1 protein-coding gene and 1 pseudogene are annotated in these 2,124 nt (G+C 47.0%); both read right to left on the reverse strand.

Annotated elements, in window-relative coordinates:
* On the reverse strand, window positions 1-1,062 hold a 1,062-nt coding region (gene alr, locus R7P67_RS23270; protein ID WP_318086124.1), incomplete at its 3' end, for an alanine racemase.
* A gap of 707 nt (window positions 1,063-1,769) precedes the next feature.
* Window positions 1,770-2,124 (reverse strand): annotated as a pseudogene (locus R7P67_RS23275) (EF-P beta-lysylation protein EpmB); the annotation flags it as partial.

Here is a 2,124-nt window from a genome sequence, read left to right on the forward strand (position 1 = left end):
ATCGGAAACGTCGATCATTGTTGTATTCATTGACGTTACGCCAACCACTTTTGCACGTTGACCATTGATCAGCACGTCTGCCATATTGCCCATTTTTCTTGGGTAACCGTCAGAGTAACCGACAGGAAGGTTCGCCATTACGCTTTCTTTAGTGGTTGTAAAGCTGCTGTCGTAACCCACAGTGCTGTTTTTCGGTAGGTGGTGCAGTGATGCTACGCGTGTTTTGAAAGACACGATGCGCTCGTAAGGTAGGGTTGCAGGGTAGTCACCGTATAGCATGCCGCCAGGACGAACCATATCCAGATGTGCTTCAGGCAGATTTAGCGTGATGTAAGAGTTAGCCACGTGCAGTGTGATGTCTTTACGTTTCAGACCTGCGCTGTCCATTAGCCACTTTGTTTCTACTTTGAAACGGTCAACCTTGCGGCGGATTTCATCAAGACCTTCATTCGGGAAGTGGGTCATCATACCTACGATTTTTAGGTTAGGATCGCTTGCGATTTCCACACCTTCAACCTGACCTTCATACGTTGTCAGATCCAGACCATTACGACCCATGCCTGAAGTATTCAGAGCAAGGTGAACAGGAATAACGGTATTGTAGTTGTATGCAATCTCGATGATTTGATCCGCCTGCATCTTAGTGCCAATCAGCTCTTCGATTTCGTACTGTACGCCGTTTTCAATTTCGTTGCGGCTAGCCGCACGGACACGCATGATCTTGCCTTCGAAGCCATGCTCACGCACTACGCGAGCGTCTTCATTACTGGTGATACCCACACATGCAACGTTGTTCGCGATGATGCTAGGCATCAGGCCTGCGATACCGTTACCGTACGCGTCAGCCTTCATGATGGCACAGATCTGAGTGTTGCCCTTTAGATCCTTCTGAAGCAACTGAATATTATTTGAAAATGCCTGAGTATCAATTTCCAGCCAAGCGTTGCTCGCCTGAACGCGCTCTTCGCGCTCGCTGTCATCAAAATCAACTAGCAGAGGAGCGGCATGTGCGGCTGTTTGGCCCATCAGTGCCAGTGCAGTTAGGCTAAGTTTCAGTTTCAAAGGATATCTCCTGTTATGAGTTTTTTCTTCTTGTTGGTTGAAGTTAAAGTGTAAATAGATGCACAACGTCGCGTAGCGCAGTAGCCTTGCGTTTCCGCTCTTCAACCCCTTGTTGTGCGTCCTTAGCAGATAATCGGTTTTCTTCGGCACTGTTGCTCAGTGCGGCAAGATTGAATGATAAGTGTTCGCAGGAAAAGGTCTCTCTTTGACCGATTCAGTCCTCTCTTCCATGCTTTGGTAACGGTTGATATTTCGCTGCGTAAACCGTTAAGTGAGGCGTTGGCCTGGTCGACAGAATGCTTGGTTACGTCCCGAATCATCGGTTTCAGCTAGGTAATGGTTGCCGCAATACTTTCTGGTGGACGGGTTAACTTTCCGCAGGGCTGCCTTAAAGGCGATGAAGGCATTTACCATTGCGTAGACTTCACGTTTACTGGCTACCGTTCTTAACGTCTTTCATCTTCAGTTTGGTTGAATATGGATGTCGTAAACTCGACCATTTTTCATCACAATAGTGTGATTTTCATTCCATATTTTGTGTCGCAAATAATCTAGGCGGCAGAGACTACATGAGACTTAAATGTTTTAGAACGGTTTGGTGTCTTTTTTATTGAGTTTTCTGAAAATAAACAAAAATCAGAGAGAAATCGTAAGATTTTGCGTCTCGACCGACACAAAATCTCATGATTTGTAGGGGTTATAGATGGTTATGCGAGGTGTAGGTCGAGCGGCGTTTTGCTTTTTCGGCCGCCGATTTCACGGGTGAGGGTCGGGATCAGGTAGCCAGAGACGTTTTCTAATAAGCCTGCCATTAGTTGTCGGGCTCGTTCGTCATCGACCATAAAGTGGGCCGCTCCCTGGACTTTGTCTAGCACGTGCAAGTAATACGGCAGGATCCCAGCATCGAACAGGGCCTCGCTGAGCTGGCTCAGGGCATCAACGGAATCATTAACGCCTCTTAGTAAAACTCCCTGATTTAGCAGGGTGACATTGGCTTCTTTTAGTTTTTTCATTGCCTGGCGCAGTTCATCGTTAATCTCATTAGCATGGTTGATGTGCGTA

The sequence above is a fragment of the Vibrio sp. Vb0937 genome (genome assembly GCF_033338855.1).